General features: G+C 32.0%; 14 protein-coding genes. 8 read left to right on the forward strand and 6 right to left on the reverse strand.

The window, feature by feature from the left end; genetic code table 11:
* From ASC44_RS14895 to ASC44_RS14905, 3 genes are all read right to left on the reverse strand, one after another.
* On the reverse strand, positions 1 to 456 hold the full coding sequence (locus tag ASC44_RS14895) for a MarR family winged helix-turn-helix transcriptional regulator (RefSeq protein ID WP_055448420.1): 456 nt from the start codon (positions 454 to 456) through the stop codon (positions 1 to 3).
* Between the two features lie 183 nt (positions 457 to 639).
* Positions 640 to 2,415, reverse strand: a complete 1,776-nt coding sequence (locus ASC44_RS14900; RefSeq protein WP_055448421.1) for an AMP-dependent synthetase/ligase — start codon at positions 2,413 to 2,415, stop codon at positions 640 to 642.
* A gap of 264 nt (positions 2,416 to 2,679) precedes the next feature.
* Positions 2,680 to 3,480 carry a helix-turn-helix domain-containing protein gene (locus ASC44_RS14905; protein ID WP_055448422.1) on the reverse strand — a complete coding sequence of 267 codons (801 nt, stop codon included), beginning with the start codon at positions 3,478 to 3,480 and terminating at the stop codon, positions 2,680 to 2,682.
* 289 nt (positions 3,481 to 3,769) lie between these two features.
* On the opposite strand from ASC44_RS14905, the gene ASC44_RS14910 reads away from it, so the two are divergent.
* Positions 3,770 to 4,333, forward strand: coding sequence for a hypothetical protein (locus ASC44_RS14910; RefSeq protein ID WP_055448423.1), 564 nt, complete (start codon positions 3,770 to 3,772; stop codon positions 4,331 to 4,333).
* A complete protein-coding gene (locus ASC44_RS14915) occupies positions 4,324 to 4,773 on the forward strand; it encodes a hypothetical protein (RefSeq protein WP_055448424.1) in 450 nt (149 codons plus the stop codon). The genes ASC44_RS14910 and ASC44_RS14915 overlap by 10 nt, the downstream gene beginning before the upstream one ends.
* 99 nt (positions 4,774 to 4,872) lie before the next feature.
* On the opposite strand, the gene purL is transcribed toward ASC44_RS14915, so the two are convergent.
* From purL to ASC44_RS14930, 3 genes are all read right to left on the reverse strand, one after another.
* Positions 4,873 to 8,535 carry a phosphoribosylformylglycinamidine synthase gene (gene purL / locus ASC44_RS14920; protein WP_055448425.1) on the reverse strand — a complete coding sequence of 1,221 codons (3,663 nt, stop codon included), beginning with the start codon at positions 8,533 to 8,535 and terminating at the stop codon, positions 4,873 to 4,875.
* Positions 8,536 to 8,696: 161 nt separating this feature from the next.
* On the reverse strand, positions 8,697 to 10,535 hold the full coding sequence (locus tag ASC44_RS14925) for an endonuclease (RefSeq protein WP_055448426.1): 1,839 nt from the start codon (positions 10,533 to 10,535) through the stop codon (positions 8,697 to 8,699).
* Between the two features lie 19 nt (positions 10,536 to 10,554).
* Positions 10,555 to 11,769: an RsmB/NOP family class I SAM-dependent RNA methyltransferase gene (locus ASC44_RS14930; RefSeq protein ID WP_055448427.1), complete on the reverse strand. Its 1,215-nt coding sequence runs from the start codon at positions 11,767 to 11,769 to the stop codon at positions 10,555 to 10,557.
* 188 nt (positions 11,770 to 11,957) lie between these two features.
* Between ASC44_RS14930 and ASC44_RS14935 the strand changes: the two genes are divergently transcribed.
* The 6 genes from ASC44_RS14935 to ASC44_RS14960 all read left to right on the forward strand — a co-directional run bounded on the left by ASC44_RS14935 (position 11,958) and on the right by ASC44_RS14960 (position 16,168).
* Positions 11,958 to 12,536 carry an RNA polymerase sigma factor gene (locus tag ASC44_RS14935; protein WP_055448428.1) on the forward strand — a complete coding sequence of 193 codons (579 nt, stop codon included), beginning with the start codon at positions 11,958 to 11,960 and terminating at the stop codon, positions 12,534 to 12,536.
* A 53-nt stretch (positions 12,537 to 12,589) separates the two neighbouring features.
* On the forward strand, positions 12,590 to 12,895 hold the full coding sequence (locus tag ASC44_RS14940) for a hypothetical protein (protein WP_055448429.1): 306 nt from the start codon (positions 12,590 to 12,592) through the stop codon (positions 12,893 to 12,895).
* 5 nt (positions 12,896 to 12,900) lie between these two features.
* Entirely contained in the window at positions 12,901 to 13,377 is a 477-nt protein-coding gene (locus ASC44_RS14945) for a Spy/CpxP family protein refolding chaperone (RefSeq protein ID WP_152973346.1), read from the forward strand.
* A gap of 136 nt (positions 13,378 to 13,513) precedes the next feature.
* Positions 13,514 to 13,798, forward strand: coding sequence for an EF-hand domain-containing protein (locus tag ASC44_RS14950; RefSeq protein WP_055448431.1), 285 nt, complete (start codon positions 13,514 to 13,516; stop codon positions 13,796 to 13,798).
* A 41-nt stretch (positions 13,799 to 13,839) separates the two neighbouring features.
* Positions 13,840 to 15,306 (forward strand): CotH kinase family protein, encoded by a 1,467-nt coding sequence (locus ASC44_RS14955; protein WP_055448432.1) that lies wholly within the window; start codon positions 13,840 to 13,842, stop codon positions 15,304 to 15,306.
* A 112-nt stretch (positions 15,307 to 15,418) separates the two neighbouring features.
* Positions 15,419 to 16,168, forward strand: a complete 750-nt coding sequence (locus ASC44_RS14960; RefSeq protein ID WP_055448433.1) for a hypothetical protein — start codon at positions 15,419 to 15,421, stop codon at positions 16,166 to 16,168.
* The last annotated feature ends 25 nt before the right edge of the window (positions 16,169 to 16,193 follow it).

Consider the following 16,193-nt stretch of genomic DNA (forward strand, 5'->3'; position numbering starts at 1 on the left):
TTATTTTAAAGTATGTTCTTTTTGATTGTATATTTTCTTGTTTGAAATCAATTCGTTAATTGTTTCTGTAACTTCTTGAAAGTGTTTTAGTTTTTCTTCTGAAACGTGGTTTTTAATCGTGTCGTTAAAAGTTAATACACGTTCACGAGAAAACTCTCTTTTTTCTCTACCAAAGTCTGTTAAGTGAATAAGTACACCTCGACCATCTTCTGGGTTTGGCTTGCGCTCTATTAAACCTAGTTCGTCCATTTTTTTTAGAATACGAGATAGGCTAGTAGCTTCCATTCCCATAATTGGGCCTAGAGAAGTAGAAGGCGTTCCATTTTCAGGATCGATACTTAATAGAGTAAAACCAGTTGCCATTGTAGATTCAAACTTAGCAGCTTCTTCGTTATACATTTTATTTACAGCTAACCAAGTGGTGCGCAATAAATAGTCTATGGTTTTATCTTTCATTAAATTGAATTCGGTTATCTATGAATTCAAATATACTAAATATTTATTATGCACGCATAGTAAATATTGAAAATTTTGTCGATTTGATAAAATTTTAAGGTTTAATTAAGTAAGTCTGTTTAAAATCAGTGATAATTGAGTATTAATTTAAATACTTATATAGTCTATTTTAATCTATAACCTTTAACTTCTATAGATCTTATCATAAAGGTCTTGGTAAAGGTCTTTAATTACGGTACGTTTCATTTTCATGGTAGGCGTAAGGTGTCCACCTTCTATAGACCAAACATCTGGTGTTAATTCGAAACGTTTTATTTGTTCCCATCGGCCAAAACCTTTATTACATTCATCTATTTCTAGTTGGATGCGGTCTTTAACCTCTTGAGAGTTGGCTATAGACTCACCAGTTTTTTCTATGTTATTGTTCTTTTTGTCGATCCATTCTTTTATAAAATCGAAATTAGGTTGAATAATAGCTGCAGGCATTTTTTCGCCTTCACCAATAACCATAATTTGTTCTATAAATCGAGATTGCTTTAGTTCATTCTCTAGTAACGTAGGTATAACATATTTACCACCAGAGGTTTTAAACATCTCTTTTTTACGACCGGTAATTTTTAGAAAACCATCTGGATCAACGTCGCCTTTATCACCAGTATGAAAATACTCACCAGTCATAACACTAGCAGTCTTTTCTGGATCTTTGTAATAGCCCATCATTACATTTGGACCTTTAACTAAGATTTCTCCATCTTCGGCAATTTTCACTTCTACATTTTTAATAGGCTTCCCAACGGTTCCTAGTCTAAAATATTCTCCAGCATATCTTTCTACAGAGATTACAGGAGATGTTTCTGTTAAGCCGTAGCCTTGCATTACTTGCATACCGGCTGCGCAGAATATACGAGATAATCTAACTTGTAAAGCAGCAGAACCAGAAACCATAGTATGTAGCTCGCCTCCAAGTGCTTCTCTCCACTTACTGAAAATAAGTTTGTTAGCAATTTTTAATTTAAATTCATACCAAGCACCGTTTGCTCCATACGGCTCCCATTTTTCGGCTAGATTTACGGCCCAAAAGAATAATGCTTTTTTTACAGGAGATAAATCTTCGGCTTTGGCTATAATTTTATCATAAACCTTTTCTAATAGTCTTGGTACAACACTCATTAGATTTGGTTGGATTTCTTTTGCATTGTCTCCAATTTTATCTATTCCTTCCGCAAAATAGATAGTTGCACCTGCGTATTGGTAGAGGTAGATAAGAACACGTTCGAATACATGACAGATAGGTAAAAAGCTTAGTATTTTATTTTGTTGACCATCTATAAATGGTAATCTGTCTGAAGCATCTAATGCATTACTTGTTATATTATTATGTGAAAGCATAACACCTTTCGGTTTACCTGTGGTTCCAGATGTGTATATAATTGTTGCTAAGTCTAAAGGAGAGACAGCATCTTTACGTGCTTGTAATTCTTCTTGATTACTGGTGTCTTTACCAAGTTCAAATAATTCAGAATAATGCTTACAACCTTTTATATGATTAAAGGAATACACTTCTTTAATTTGAGTGTTTGCTTTAATCTTATTTACTTTCGCTAAAACCTCTTCATCACTTACAAAACAGTAAATTGCACCACTGTGGTTTAATACATATTCGTAATCTTCTGAAGAAATAGTTGGATAAATAGGAACATTTTGCGCACCAGTTTGAAGTACTCCAATATCCATAACATTCCATTCTGTTCTATTAGTTGAAGAGATAAGAGCAATTTTATCGTCTTTTTGAATACCCAATCTAAGTAAAGCACGACTTACAGCGTTCGCTTTATCTAAATATTCTTTGGTTGACATTGGTGTCCATTTACCGTCATACTTAGTCACTAAAGCTGCGTCTAGATTATATTTTTCTAGTTGGTAATATGGGAAATCGAAAAGGCGAGTTATTTCTGTCATGTTCTAGTTTGGAAGTTATAAGTCTTGCAAAGTAATGATTTTTAAAACCATTTCAAACAGGTACAAAAAAAGGAGCTGTTAAAAAACAGCTCCTTTGCTAATTGATTGATAGCATGAATTTAAGCATAACTTAAGTTTATTTAATAACTAACTATTTTTAAATGAATCCCTTAACTTTCATTTAATTAAATAAATATTGACATAAATTCATCGTAAATATAATTAGATTAAATTAATTATATATGTAAAAAATCGTAATAACTACTATTTTAAGTATTTTTTTATTAACTCGCTCTCATTTTTGAAATAAGCCTTAGGAGATTGGTTCATAAAGTACTTAAATTCTTTCGAAAAATGAGACCCATCATGAAAGTTGTACATTTCTACTAAGTCTCTAAACTTAAGCTCTTTTTCGTTATATTTTTTCATTAACATACTAAATCTATATAATCTCGCATATTTTTTTGGTGTTAGTCCAACCATTAATTTAAATTTTGTTTCTAACGTTTTTTGAGAAACAGGTATTTTTTCTAGGAGATCATTAATAGATATCTTACCTTTTTTATCCATTATAATAGCTAATGCATTATCAACATTATCTGTGTGCCTGTCGATTGTTACTGGTAGTTCTTTAAAAAGTAATTCTAAAGCTATTAAAGCCTCTTTGTGTTTTAGCTTTTTAGCGAAGAAAGTATTTAATGTATTATAAAGTGGTTTAGAAAATTCTGATAAAGGAATGTGCTTATCATTAATTATCGAAACGTCTAATTGGGTTAGTTTATATAAGGCTGTTGGGTGTAAACGAATACCATAACATTCGGTCTCCTCATTAATATTTAATAGGTAAGATTTCTTTGTTTGTCCGCTTATAGAAATATCTTTAACATTATAAATTTCGTCATCTACAGATACTTCATGTGTGCCTTTATGTGTGTAAGAGATTAAATGCTTTCCAAGTGGAAGTAGTCTGCTTTCAAAAGGTAATGTTGATTTTGAGAATTTTAACTCAAAAAACTCATCAATTAAGTTTAATGAATCCTCGCTCTTATAGGTGTTATACGTCATACAGGTTGGTTGCAGTTTATCAATTCGCTAGCATAACAAAAATAGAGGTTTTAGATTCTATTACATTACAGAATCTAGTTTTTAACGGTTAATTCCTTATTTAATATTAAATTTTCAGAATTATATAATTTCCCAATTGGTGTCAAGAAGAAGATAAAGTACTTAAAATGATCGTGTTTCACTAGAATAGTGTACTCCAAAAAAACTAAATTTTTAATTATAAAATATTGAATAGGAAAGTTTAAAACTTACATATTGTGTACTTTTGAAGTGTATTAAAGAATAGGTTATGATTAAAAAGCATGTAAAGCAGCTTTCTTTTATTTTAATAATATTATGTCACTTAGGTTTTTTAGCTGCTATTTTATTTGACGCGCAGAATAATATTTTCGTTTCAGTATTTGTTGTTCTGGTATTAGTATTGCTTCTAGTCACTTATAAAAAAACACCATTAAATGCTAAAAATCATAATCTTGAACACATATTAACTGTAGCATTTGTGTTTTTTGGAGCAATTACAACTTATGTCTTATCTGTGTCTTTTGGTTTAAATAATGTTTTGGCAGCCGGCTTAGTAGGTTTGGTAATTAGTTTTGTGCCTAATTTTTTTAAAAAGAATACTTTTATTCAAGGTGTACCAACCGCTGTTTATTGCGGTGCTTTTGTAGGTATGTCTAACGTTAGTGTTGCTCCAGACTACATCTTTATTACTATGGCTAGTGCTATTACAGGTTTACTTTTAATAGGAACTAAAGATACATTTCATGGTGTTGGAGGTAAACTAGGTACTTTGGCCTTTGGAGGTGTTGCTTTAACTTTTTTTATCACTTTTTTAATTTCTGAATGGATATAGCTCATTTTATATTGTTTTTAGCAGGAGGAATTTCTGCTGTGATAACATTTATTTTACAAGTAAATTATAAACAAGGAGCTGTACGAGCATCTGCATTAGTAGGTGTTTTTGTAGGTATATTTGTGTTGCTGTTTCCTAAATTATTATCTCCTTATTTAACTCAAAATTTACCCTTAGTTTGTTTTGGAGCCTCTTTTGTTGGTATGGTTTCTTCAAAGGTTTTGTCTAACTATTTTTTAATAGGAATCTCAGGAATTGTATTCACAATTATTTTTTTAAACACAAGTACTTATTTTTATGGCTTTGGTGGAGGTTTGGGCTCTGCAGCTTGTATAGCACTTTTGGTAACTTTAAGCATTCCTATTTTGAGAAAGAAAGGAACATTAAGCAATGGATTTTTACAATTAAGAAACCAAATGCGATCTAAGAAAAAAAAGTAAGTAAGATTGTTTCGTTGTTAATTTATGTAAATGTTATAAAAAAATAAAACGGTTTAAGAATTGAATCTTAAACCGTTTTTATTTTAATAGAAGTAATTATTACTTCTTAGTATTGTCAATCCATTGTTTAGCATTTGTAAACGCTTCTAACCAAGGTGAAACGTCATCTTTTCTGTTCTCAGGATAGTTTGCCCAATTCCATTGAAAAGTAGAACGCTCAATATGTGGCATTGTTACTAAATGTCTTCCTGTTTTATCACAAAGCATTGCTGTGTTAAAGTCCGAACCATTTGGATTATTAGGATAGCCTTCGTAACCATATTTAGCTACAATATTATATTGATCTTCGGTTTTTGGTAAGTTGAATTTACCTTCGCCGTGAGAGATCCAAACACCTAATTCTGTACCTTCTAAAGTAGATAGCATTACAGAATTATTTTTTTGAATAGCTACTGAAGTAAAAGAACTTTCATGTTTTTTAGACTCGTTATGAATCATTTTACCATGTACATCATGCTCTGGATTAATAAGGTCTAATTCCATAAATAACTGGCAACCATTACAAATACCAACAGATAAAGTATCTTCACGACTAAAGAAATCGTTAATGACTTTGTTTGCTTTCTCGTTATATTTTATTGCACCAGCCCAACCTTTAGCAGAACCTAAAACATCAGAATTTGAAAAACCTCCAACAGCTCCTAAAAACTGAATATCCTCAAGCGTTTCGCGACCAGAAATTAAATCGGTCATATGCACATCTTTTACATCAAAACCAGCTAAATACATAGCGTTTGCCATTTCACGTTCAGAATTACTTCCTTTTTCACGAAGAATAGCTGCTTTTGGTCTTGTGTTTCCTATTACTGGTAGTTTTCCTGTAAAATGTTTTGGAAAAGTATATTTTAATGGCTGATTTTTATAGTTGTTGTAACGTGCTTCAGCTAAATTATTAGCCGTTTGTTTTTGGTCTAATAGAAAAGACGTTTTGTACCAAACATCTCTAAGTCTAGAAACAGTCATAGTAAAAACTTCAGCTTGATTAATTACGCTTAATGTATCGCTTTCTGTAACTTTTCCTATGTTGAAAAACTCTATGTTAGCCTCTTTTAATACTTTTTCTATTGAAGCGTCCTTCGACTGAAAAACAATACCAGAATTTTCTCCAAATAATACTTTGGTAGAATCTTTTTGGTTTAGTGCAGTAATATCTAATTCTGCTCCAAGATTAGTATCAGCAAAACATAACTCTAATAAAGTAGTAATTAATCCACCAGAAGCCACATCGTGTCCTGCAACAATTTGCTCATCCTTTATTAATTGTTGGATAGTATTAAAAACATTTTTTACAAATGCAGAGTCATTAACATTTGGCGCATCATTACCAATTGTATTTAAAATTTGAGAGAAAGAACTTCCTCCTAATTTAAAATCGTCTTGAGATAAGTTAATGTAATATACATCTCCTGCATTTTTCTTGAATAAAGGCTCTATAACCTTAGAAATAGCGTTACAATTGCCCGCAGCCGAAATAATTACTGTTCCAGGAGATATAACCTCTTCGTTAGGATATTTCTGCTTCATAGAAAGAGAATCTTTTCCAGTTGGCACGTTAATACCTAAATCTATAGCATATTCTGAAATGGCTTTTACAGCTTCGTATAAACGTGCATCTTCACCTTCATTTTTACAAGGCCACATCCAATTTGCAGATAGAGATACACTTTGTAATCCATCTTTTAAAGGAGCCCAAATAATATTTGTTAAAGCCTCAGTAATACTATTTCTACTTCCTGCTACTGGATTAATTAATCCTGAGATAGGAGAGTGGCCAATTGACGTTGCAATACCTTCTTTTCCTTTATAATCTAGAGCCATAACGCCCACATTATTTAAAGGTATTTGTAAAGGCCCAACACATTGTTGTTTTGCGACTTTACCGCCAACACAACGGTCGACTTTATTTGTTAACCAATCTTTACAAGCAACGGCTTCTAACTGTAATACTTGGTCTAAATAGTTGTAAAATTCATCTGGATTATATTTTAGTTCACCATAGTTTCTATCTACAGTAACATCGTTCATTATTGTTTTTGGAGAACTCCCAAACATGTCTTCTAATGCTAAATCCATTGGCTTATCACCTTTTGTTTTAGACTCGAAAGTAAAACGATGGTTTCCTGTAACTTCACCAACAGTATATATAGGAGAACGTTCGCGTTCTGCAATTTTATTTAAAGTCTCTAAATGTTTTTCGGCAATTACTAATCCCATACGTTCTTGAGATTCGTTACCAATTATTTCTTTAGCGGACAATGTTGGATCTCCAACAGGTAATTTGTCTAAATCAATTTTTCCACCAGTATCTTCTACTAATTCACTTAAGCAGTTTAAATGTCCTCCAGCTCCATGATCGTGAATAGAAACAATAAAGTTTTCTTCGCTTTCAACCATGCCACGAACGGCGTTTGCGGCACGTTTTTGCATTTCTGGATTAGAACGTTGTACTGCATTTAGTTCAATACCAGAAGCGAATTCTCCTGTATCTGCACTAGAAACAGCAGCTCCACCCATTCCAATGCGGTAATTTTCACCACCAAGTATTACTATTTTATCCCCTACTTTAGGAGTGTCTTTTAAAGCTTGCTCTGCTTTACCGTAACCAATACCACCAGCTTGCATGATAACTTTATCGAAACCAATTTTTCTAGCATCTTGCTCGTGTTCGAAAGTTAATACCGAACCACAAATTAATGGCTGACCAAATTTGTTACCAAAGTCTGAAGCACCATTACTAGCTTTTATTAATATATCTACAGGCGTTTGGTATAACCAATCTCTAGCTTCCATTTTTTGTTCCCAAGGTCTGTTTTCTTCTAAACGAGAATAAGACGTCATGTAAACGGCTGTTCCTGCTAATGGTAAAGATCCTTTTCCTCCAGCTAATCGATCTCTAATTTCTCCACCAGCACCTGTTGCAGCTCCATTAAAAGGCTCTACTGTTGTTGGGAAATTATGTGTTTCCGCTTTTATTGAGATTACAGAGTCGTAATCTGAAGTTGTATAATAATCTGGCTTATCTGCTGTTTTAGGAGCAAATTGTTCCACTTTTGGGCCTTTAATAAAAGCCACATTATCTTTATAAGCAGAAACAATATCGTTAGGATGTTGTTTTGCAGTCTCTTTTATTAATTTAAAAAGTGATGTTGGTTTTTCTTCACCATCAATAATAAAAGTACCATTGAATATTTTATGACGACAATGCTCAGAATTAACCTGAGAGAAACCAAACACTTCAGAATCTGTTAAAGGTCTGCCTATTTTTTTTGAAACACCTTCAAGGTATTCAACTTCTTCATTATTTAGGGCTAAACCTTCTTGTTTGTTATAAGCAGAAATATCCTCGATATTAAGAATAGGTTCTGGTTTTATATCAATAATAAAAGACTCTTGATTTAAGCTTTTGTATTTTTCAGAAATCATAGGATCGAAATCCTTAAAGTTTTCTGTTGAAGCCGAGAATTCTTCAATTCTAATAATGTCAATTATACCCATGTTTTGGGTGATTTCTACGGCGTTGGTACTCCAAGGCGTTATCATAGCAGCACGCGGGCCAATAAAAAAAGCGTCTAAAGACGCTGCATTTATTTTTGGTTGGTCGCCAAATAACCAAGTCAGTTTTGAGATGGTTTCTGTTGATAATTCTTTTGTAGCTTGAACAGCAAAGACTTTACTGTTTTGGTTTCCGAAGAAATGGATCATTATATAGTTATTTGAAGTTATTTTTAAAACAACAAATTTAGGTTTTTTAGTTATAAGTTTTTCCTAAAAACGTGACTTAATTTTATAGTTATCCACGTGGTTATTAACCAAAAAAAAAGCGATTCGTTTAGAATCGCTTTTTTAATATGTATTATTAGAATTTAACTTTTAATTAATTTCTTAGATATACTTCCATTAGGTGTTTCTAATTTTAAGATAAAAACGCCTTTATTTAATTTCGAAACGTTCACTTGATTGTTCGTTGGTGTAACATTTCCTTCTAAAATTTTCTTCCCTAAAATATCGTAGATTTCAAAACGAGTAGCTTCTTTTGCTTCAATATTTAAAAGATTTCCTTTAACAGGATTTGGGTATATTTTAATAGTATTTAAAGCAAATTCATCAACGCTTAATGATGTATAACATGTCCAGCTTAAATTATCAATTGCTACTCTAGCTCCATTTGAAGTATCGTCGTCTTGAATGACTACTGTAATGTTACCTTCTGTATCTATACCAGAGATTGTTGTTGTTTGTACAGTTGAATCGTAAGTTGTATTACCTTTAAGAACACCATTTACATAAATACTAAGTGTACCTCCTGATCCTGAGTATTTTTGCTGAGTTGTTAAGGTTAATTCTCCTATTCCACCTGCTATTAGAGGAGAAGTTAAGGTACCTGCGCTGTTGGTTCTTGTGTCAATTACTATTGCTCTAGAGCCAGCTATATCTTGATCTGTTCTTGCTCTAGTTGCATTCCACTCTCCATAACTATCTGTCCATGCTCTTGATGAATATGAGCTACTATTGGCTGGCATTAGTTCAAAATCTTGTTCAACTGGAGTTATACAACTTGTTCCCGCTGGAGTTCCTGCTAACGTTGTTTCTGTATCAGCATTACTTAGAGAAGACTCATTGTTTGCAGCATCTTTAGCTAAAACAGTAAAAGAATAAGTTGTTTCTGGAGCTAACCCAGTTACAGTATAAGTAGTCGCTGTTGAGTTTGTAGATGTGTAAAGTGTACCATCAACATAAATAATATAAGTAGTTACCGCAGTGTTGTCTGTAGAAGCGGTCCATGATAAGTCAATACTGTTTTCTGTTGGGTTATTTGCAACTAATGCTGTTGGATCTGTTGGTGCTTCTGTATCCGCAGGAGGTTGAGCTCCCCATCTATTTTCTGCAGGAACTCCTCCCCAAATTACAGTTGCTAAATAAGGGTTGTCTATAAAAGGATTACGGTTACCTTGAGCATGAGTATTTGAAGTGTCTCCATGATAAGTATTTCTATTATCTTCAATTAAAGATACAGGATCAGCAGCATTCCATTCTAATAATAAATCAATCATGTTTGTATCTACACTGTTAGTGATACCATTTGCTACGTTTGAAGGTAAACATTGCGTACCATAACGTGAGTACATATACATCATCATTCTAGCAACATCTCCTCTCCAATCTGTACCGCCAACTGTTGCATCTCCAGGATACCATCCACTAGAAGTTGTACCAGAGTTTCCAGAACCTGCAGCAAACCTAAGGCTACCTCTTTCTCCATTACGTTGCACATCTGAAGGACGTAAATGGTGTGCATCAGATCCAGGACCAGAAGTTCCTAAATTTGGATTCCCTAAAGATTTTGCATAAGTGTGCTCTCTATTCCAATCTCCAGTACCGCCTCCGTTACTGTTCTTACTTCTAGATAAATCATTAGTTATATCGCCATCCGAACCATTTTCCCAACCGTAAATAAGAAAAACATTGTTAGGATTATTTGGATCTAAATCGGTTATTTTTGAAGCGTCCCAAACATTAGAATAGCTTAAGAAATTTGCATGAGCGTTAATTGTTGTTGTTGCTAAATCATCAAATAGATCTAATTGTGTTTGCGTAAAATCTACATCGCTATAATAAGATTGAAGGTCTGCTGGTGGTGTTAATTGTGCATAACCAAATGCAGAAATTAAAATTGTTAAAACTAATAAGTAAAATTGTTTCATAAGTAAGGGTTTATTAATATTAAGATTTCTTTTCTAATAATGCCATATAGAATCCGTCGAAACCAGATTCGTGAGATAATATTACTTTATCTTTTACAAAGGTAAAATCTTTTCCGTTTTCCGATGTTAAGAAATTATCAACTTGTTCATTATTTTCAGAAGGTAAAATAGAACAAGTAGCATAAACTAACTTTCCACCTGGTTTCACCATTCTAGAATATGAGTTTAATATTTCTTGTTGCGTTTTCTTAATTTTCTCAATAAATTCTGGTTGCATTTTCCATTTTGCATCAGGATTTCTGCGCAATACTCCTAATCCAGAACAAGGTGCATCTATTAAAACACGGTCTGCTTTATCGTATAATTTTTTAATTGGTTTGGTAGAATCTATAACTCGCATCTCTATGTTGTGAGCTCCAGCACGTTTTGCACGACGCTTTAATTCTTTTAATTTATTCTCATAAATATCCATTGCAATTATCTGACCTTTATTTTCCATTAAGGCAGCAAGGTGTAACGTTTTTCCACCTGCACCTGCGCAAGTATCCACAACTTTCATTCCACCTTTTACGTCAAGAAATTCTGCAACTAGTTGAGAAGATGCGTCTTGTACTTCAAACCACCCGTTTTTAAAAGCTTCTGTAGTAAACACGTTTCCGCGCTCAGCAAGTTTTAAAGCACTTGGGTGTCCTTTTAATTCTTCAGTTTCAACGTCTAAATCGAATAAAGCTGTTTTTAATTGCTCTTTTGTTGTTTTAAGTGTGTTTACTCTTAAAATAACATCGGCTTGTTGGTTAAGAGCAGTAGCTTCTTTGTTCCATACTTTTTCGCCAAGCTCACTTACAATAAGTTCATCCATCCAATCTGGAAAAGATTCTTTTATTTTTCTAACTTTAGATAATTCATCAAAACGTCCTTTTATTTTTCTTGTAGGTGTGTTTTCAAAATAAGTCCAGTCTGGTAATTTAATACCTTTTAGTGTTGCCCAAACCGCAAATAAACGCCAAACGTCGTCACGCGAAAAAGGTTCTTTAACCTCTGCAATCTCAGCATACAGACGTTTCCAACGCACAATGTCGTATGTTGTTTCGGCTACAAAACCACGATCTCTACTTCCCCAACGCTTATCTCGTTTTAAAAGTTGTTGTACTACTTTATCTGCGTATTTTCCCTCGTTAAAGATTAGTAATAATCCATCAACCGTAGCAAAACATAAATTTCTATGTAATCTCATTTTCAATATTTAATAGAATAAAAACCAAGTTATTTTGATGTTTAATTCAGCTTACAAAGGTACATTAAAAGTTTAATAGTTGAAGAGTTTAACTAAAGTGTTATCTTTTCGAAAAAAAATATTTTTGCACAAGTTTTTAATTTCTATTGCATCTAAATACTATTAATATAATTTTCTAATTCTTTTTTTTGACTGACACAGAATTCATAAAACAATTAATAAATAAAAGCCAGCTGGCTTACAGTACTCTTTTGGACGATTTTCAACAAAAGGTATTTGCGACTTGTATTTCGTTTGTGCCTAATACTGAAGATGCCGAGGATATTGCACAAGAAGTTTTTGTTGAAGTGTTTAATTCTATACATAAGTTTAAAGGTGATTCTAAATTATCTACTTGGATTTATAGAATTACAACCAATAAGTGTTTAGAGTTTATAAGAAAGAAAAACACTAAAAAACGTTTTGCTTTTTTGCAATCTATTACAGGAAATGCAATACCAATGGATAAGACGTCTTATTTTACGGATATGAATCATCCAGGAATAATATTAGAAAATAAAGAAGATAGTGAGGCTTTATTTTATGCGATTAATCAATTACCAAAAGCGCAGCGTATTGTTTTTACACTTCATAAAATAGATGGTAAAAGTTATAAGGAAATTTGTGAGATTACAAATAAGAGCCTGTCATCAGTAGAGTCTTTAATGTTTAGGTCTAAAAAGAGCTTACAAAAATTATTAGAAAATTTTTATAAAAATAATAGTTAGCGCAAGTTTTTAAAACAATTTGCATCTAAAAGAATATAGTAAAGAATACGATTATGATTATACAAGATAAGATTAAAAAGACTTTAGAAGTCTTTGATAAAATAGAAAGCGTTAAAACACCTCCTTTTTTTAAGGATAAGACTATGCAACGCTTATTTAGCGAAAAAGAAGAAATTAAATCTGTATCTATATGGAATTGGTTTACACCGCAACTGCAATTAGCAACTTTAGCTTGTATTGTTTTTGTTAATGTTTACGCCATAAACCAAATAAAGAGTTCTAAATATGAAGCTTCAGTTTCAAGTTTTGCTTCAGATTATGGAATTACAGCAGAAAATGAATCTTCACTTTTTAATTAATTGTTATGAAAAAAAACGACGTTTTATATATACTCCTTGTAGTATTAATAATAATGAATGGTTTTTTCTTATATAATTATTTAGGAAGACCAGAACATAAAGGGCCAAAAGAAAATGGTGAATTTATTGTAAAAGCATTAGGGTTAAATGAGACACAATTAAAGCAATTTAGGAGTGTAGAAAAAAGCCATCACGACAGTATGAGAAATATTGGTGATAATGTTAAGGTTTATAAAGATGAATTGTTTCGAAAAATTTCAGTTTCAGAAGTTAATCAAGATGAAATAGATAGCTTAATAATATTAATTTCAGAAAATGAAGTTCTAAAAGAAAAAGCTATTTTTAATAGACTTCGCGGCATTTATAATTTATGTAATGCAGAGCAAAAACAGCGCTTTAGTGATATTATAAAAAAAGCACGTAGACCAGATAGACCTGGAGCAGAAGGCCCAAGAGGAGGAAGACCGAATAGACCAGAATAGCTACTGTTTACAGATAGATTTTAAAAGGCCTTTATTTTATATAAAGGTCTTTTTTTTGTGCTTTTTTTAACAAAAGCACGCACAAGTTATTTGTTTATGTAGCATCTAAAAGTACATAACAAATAAAATTTAGATTATGAAAAGCAACACATTTAAAACAGCAATATTAGTTTTTGGACTAACAGTATTAGTCGGTAATATTTCTTTTGGACAATCGGAAAACAGAAAAGAAAAAACACCTCCTACGTTTAGCGAGTTATTAAAAGAAATGGATAAAAATGAAGATGGAAAGATTTCAAAATCAGAGCTTAAAGGTCCGTTAAAAGAAGACTTTTCTAAAATAGATACAGATGAAGATGGTTTTATTTCTGAAAAAGAATTAAAAAAAGCACCAAAGCCAAAAAGAAGAGAAAGAAACTAGAAAATACTAATTAGCAGTTAAATAAACCAAAAATAAACGGAATGAAAAGATTAAAAAGAAACCTAAACCTATTTATTGTAGCAATAACATTTGGAGCCACTATATTAACATTTAACGCCTGTGCTAGCGATGAAGATATTGCAGCTGTAGTTGCAGACGAGGAAGCAGCAGAAGAAGCAGACGATAGCGATTTTGTAGCAACAGATTGGACAGCAGAAACACATAGTAAAGATGCAGACCCTAATTTTGACGAAGTCTTTGAAGATAATGCAGTAAAAAGACTAGATATTGTTATTACAGAAACACGTTGGCAAAGTATGTTGGACGACATGACCAATCTTTACGGAACGTTTGGTTCTGGAGCAGTTGGAGCTGGAGGACCAGTAGGTGGTGGTCCAGGAGGTCCGGTTGAAACTGCTTTAGATGAGGAAGATCCAATTTTTGTACCAGGTGAAGTGTTTTATAATGGAAAAGAATGGTATAGAGTTGGTGTCCGTTTTAAAGGAAATTCAAGTTTAAAAACAAGTTGGGAAAGTGGTATTTTAAAACTGTCTTTTAAATTAGATTTCGATGAGTTTGAAGATGATTATCCTCAAATTGATAACCAGCGTTTCTATGGTTTTAAAAAATTAAGTCTTAAAAATAATTTTAACGACAATTCTATGCTTCGAGAAAAAGTAGCTACAGATGTGTTTAGAAATGCAGGTTTAGTATCTTCTCATGCTGCATTTTATACTGTTTATGTAGATCATGGAAATGGACCTGAATATTTTGGAGTTTATACTTTAGTTGAAGAAGTGGATGATACTGTATTAGACGAACAATTCTCAGACGATAATGGTAATTTATATAAGCCAGATGGAGATGCAGCAACTTTTGCTCTAGGTACTTATAATGAATCTGAATATGTAAAGAAAACAAACGAAGATGAAGGTGATTTTTCTGATATAGAAAGCTTATTATCCATTTTACATGATGACACTAGAACTACAGATCCTGTGGCTTGGAGAACAAATCTTGATGCTGTTTTAGATACGGATGTGTTTTTAAAATATCTGGCAGTAAATACAGTGATTCAAAATTGGGATACTTATGGTAGAATGACGCATAATTACTTCTTATATAATAACCCAGATACTAGCAAGCTAACTTGGATTCCTTGGGATAATAATGAAGCTCTAGAAACTGGGAATATGCAAGGTGCTTTACCGTTAGATTTTTCTGGATTAAACGCGAGCGAATGGCCTTTAATTGGTTATCTGTATCAAGACTCGGTTTATAAATCTCAATACGATACTTATGTTCAAGAAGTTGTAGATGGAGCATTTAATGTAAGCACAATGCAGTCCACTTATTCTACTTATGCATCATTAGTACAACCATACGCAATCTCGGAAATTGAAGGTTATACGTTTTTAAATAATAGCTCAGATTTTCAAAGTGCAGTAAACGAACTTAATACTCATGTTTCAGCAAGAGCAAGTGCTGCAAGTGATTATTTAAATTAATTTTTTATTAAATTTTTGGTTGGTTAATGTGAAAAGGCTCTGTAATGTAAAAGTTATGGAGTCTTTTTTTATAAAAAAGTAAATTATTGTAATTTTTAAAGCACTACAAAGAATGAAGATTTTCAGAAAACTTAGAAGAACTTTAATTGCTTCAGGAAAAACTAGAAGCTATTTAATTTATGCTTTTGGAGAAATTGTATTAATTGTTATCGGTATTTTAATTGCCTGGAAAATTAATAGTTTAAATGAAATACGAAAAAATAAAATTGTAGAGCATAAAATCTATCAAAGTTTAAACGAAGAGTTAGATTCTAATTTAAAAATTTTGGATTCTTCAATATATAGATATTCAGAAAATGTAAAAATAATTAGTAACACAATAAGGAATGTTGGTTTGCAACCAGAAGAGATAACAACTCAATTAAAAAAGGATATTGTTTTACTTAACTATAAACTAACTCAATTACATGATGGCGCAATAAACTCAATAAATAGCACAAATAAATTTGAGTTTATAGAAAGTGCAGTATTAAAACATTTAATAGCATCTTACCCAAACGAATTAGACAATTTTAACAGTCAGGAAGCTAAAATTGAAAACATTATTACAAACCGTTTAAAACCAGAAATAGAATTGCATGTTTCTTTATTAGATATTATTTCTAACCGAGACATTGGCTTTAAAACAGCAAACTCTTTTTCGATACAATCTAATTATGTCGCCCTTTTAAATAGTAGAGGCTATCAAAATGCTATGGTTGATAGGTTAATACAAACAGAAATACAATTAGCAAATAGTATAAGTTTAAGAGATAAAACAAAAGCTATAGCATCTAAATTAAATGTAGAATTAGGTATTTAGAAAAATATAATAATCTAACGCAAGT

This window comes from Lacinutrix mariniflava, from assembly GCF_001418015.1.
Lineage (GTDB): Bacteria > Bacteroidota > Bacteroidia > Flavobacteriales > Flavobacteriaceae > Lacinutrix > Lacinutrix mariniflava.

Coding starts and splice junctions, on each gene's coding strand:
- ASC44_RS14895 (WP_055448420.1), bottom strand. CDS start 456: ATGAAAGATAAAACCATAGACTATTTATTGCGCACCACTTGGTTAGCT.
- ASC44_RS14900 (WP_055448421.1), bottom strand. CDS start 2,415: ATGACAGAAATAACTCGCCTTTTCGATTTCCCATATTACCAACTAGAA.
- ASC44_RS14905 (WP_055448422.1), bottom strand. CDS start 3,480: ATGACGTATAACACCTATAAGAGCGAGGATTCATTAAACTTAATTGAT.
- ASC44_RS14910 (WP_055448423.1), top strand. CDS start 3,770: ATGATTAAAAAGCATGTAAAGCAGCTTTCTTTTATTTTAATAATATTA.
- ASC44_RS14915 (WP_055448424.1), top strand. CDS start 4,324: ATGGATATAGCTCATTTTATATTGTTTTTAGCAGGAGGAATTTCTGCT.
- purL (WP_055448425.1), bottom strand. CDS start 8,535: ATGATCCATTTCTTCGGAAACCAAAACAGTAAAGTCTTTGCTGTTCAA.
- ASC44_RS14925 (WP_055448426.1), bottom strand. CDS start 10,535: ATGAAACAATTTTACTTATTAGTTTTAACAATTTTAATTTCTGCATTT.
- ASC44_RS14930 (WP_055448427.1), bottom strand. CDS start 11,769: ATGAGATTACATAGAAATTTATGTTTTGCTACGGTTGATGGATTATTA.
- ASC44_RS14940 (WP_055448429.1), top strand. CDS start 12,590: ATGATTATACAAGATAAGATTAAAAAGACTTTAGAAGTCTTTGATAAA.
- ASC44_RS14945 (WP_152973346.1), top strand. CDS start 12,901: ATGAAAAAAAACGACGTTTTATATATACTCCTTGTAGTATTAATAATA.
- ASC44_RS14950 (WP_055448431.1), top strand. CDS start 13,514: ATGAAAAGCAACACATTTAAAACAGCAATATTAGTTTTTGGACTAACA.
- ASC44_RS14955 (WP_055448432.1), top strand. CDS start 13,840: ATGAAAAGATTAAAAAGAAACCTAAACCTATTTATTGTAGCAATAACA.
- ASC44_RS14960 (WP_055448433.1), top strand. CDS start 15,419: ATGAAGATTTTCAGAAAACTTAGAAGAACTTTAATTGCTTCAGGAAAA.